This window comes from Salmonella sp. FC25216, from assembly GCF_057751355.1.
The window spans coordinates 1-2,085 of sequence record NZ_JBDGON010000024.1; the positions used below are offsets into that span (position 1 = coordinate 1).

Here is a 2,085-nt window from a genome sequence, read left to right on the forward strand (position 1 = left end):
GGATTATTCCGTACCATCCTGAACAGGTTCAGCCCGTCCGCCGTCCCCGCCGGGTCTGCGCCCAGCCAGCGTCCCGCCCACGGCTGGTAATAACGGTATCCGTAGTAATACAGCCCCGTCGCGTCACGCTCCTTGCCCGAGTAACGCACGGTTTTGTAATCCGCCCCGGTCTGGCTGCGCGCCGTCAGAACGGCCGTACCGCCGTACGGATAATACTCTTCCATGCTGATGATATTCCCGTCGCCGTCCAGCTCCAGACCGCTGCTCCCGGTCAGGTTGTCATAGCTGTATCTGGTCTGGTCGCCGGTGAGTTCCGCCGGCCTGCCTGCTGTCCAGTGCAGTACCCGCACCTGCGCACATCCTGCCTCGCCCACCGTGATTACCTCCAGACTCTCCGTTTCCTTACCGCCGCTGACTGTGGTCCGCAGCTCCAGCCCGGGCAGGTACAGCGTACGCTGCGTCTGCGTGCTGCTGCCGGTGTTCTGCACACTCACCTTCAGGCAGCGCTGGCTGCCACCGTCATACCGGTAGCTCTCCCGGTCATCCGTACTGCCGTCACGCACCACCGGCGTCACCTTCAGCAGCTCGTTGCGCGGCGTCCAGACCAGGTTCTGCCCCGGCTGGAGCTGCTTCTGTTGTCCCCCCGCAGTGAACAGCGCGTCCACCCCTGACGGATTTTCCGTCAGCGTGCTCAGCACGCCCCGGTTGCTGCGGTCGCTCACCGTGATGTCCGTGGTGTAATTGTTGCCCGTGGCCGGGGCGCTGTGGCTTATCTGCGTCAGATTTCCGGCGCTGTCGTAGGTATAGGTACGGGTGTAGTTTGTGTATGCGGAACTGTCTGCGGGAAGGGGAATGGTGGCTGAGGGGAGATTACAGCCCTGCCGACCGGCGTTTGCCATTTCGCGCCCGGTGGCGCTGACCAGCCGGTACAGGCTGTCACAGGTATACCTGTTCTCCGGCACCACTTTCTGGTTGCGCCAGAAGCGGGTCTCTTCCGCGTCGTTGCTGATTTTCAGCACGTTGCCCACCGGGTCGTACTCGTAGCGCAGGTCCTGCAGTACCTTTGCGCCTGCGGCGTGGCCGGCCGGACGTTCCGTTTTAATCCCGACCAGGCGCTGCGTCTGTGGCTCGTATTCGTACGTGGTCACCACGCCGTTGCCGTGCTCCCCGCGCAGCTTCTGCCCGGCGGCGGAATACGTCAGGGACTTCACGATAACCTGTTCCGTACCATCCTTCAGCGTCAGCCATCTGCCCGAGAGCAGGCCTGCCACATCGTATGCCACCCGCTGCCTGTTACCCTGTGCATCCGTCGTGGTCAGCACCGCCCCGGTGGCGTCAGTGGTGGTCAGGGTGGTGAACCCCCCGTCACCGGGCAGCGTGTTCCGGACGGAGGCATCCGTACCCTGCCAGTCGGCCACGATATCGGGGTTGTCCGCATCCTTCAGCAGACGGCGGGTGACGGAGAGCGGTACGCCGGTCAGGGCCACGCTGTCAGTCTGCATCAGGCCTGCGGTATCGTAATGGCTGACACACTGGCCCGCCAGATTCAGCGCCTTCTCCTCAGGAGAGTTGCCGGCCCAGACGAAGCGCTCCGTGATACGCGCGGCTTCGCCGGAGACCTGCTCCGTAATGCCCACCGGGCGGCCCGGCAGGGAGACACCTTCATACTGCCAGGTGCGGGTCATTGCCTGACTGGCGTCTTCCGTGCCGTCGTCAGCAGTGCCGATATTACTGACGGTCATAAACGGCCGGCCTGCGGCGTCGTTCAGCGCCACAGTGATGCCGTTATCCACCCCGTGCGTGCGCAGGACGTTGCCGGCCAGGTCCGTGAGGAAACTGAAGTTTACCAGCCCGGCCTCATTCAGGCGCGGGTCGGCGCTCTGCGTCAGAAAGCCGCGGGCGTCGTACTGATGGCGGGTGATGCGCTCACTGGTCACATGCGGGGAGTCGGGGTGGCGGTAATACGCGTTGTCGCGCACGGTCAGTCCGCGGTTGTCGAGGACCGTGACCGTCGGGGTGTTACTGAACAACGAAGTGCTCATGGTATTTTCCTGTTTAGGTTATGCTGCCAGTCAGACTGACTGG

1 protein-coding gene is annotated in these 2,085 nt (G+C 63.6%); it reads right to left on the bottom strand.

Annotated features, from left to right (window positions below; genetic code table 11):
* Positions 1-2,042: RHS repeat domain-containing protein (locus tag AC3G3F_RS23760; RefSeq protein ID WP_143549951.1), on the bottom strand; the 2,042-nt coding region annotated here is incomplete at its 3' end.
* Positions 2,043-2,085: the final 43 nt, after the last annotated feature.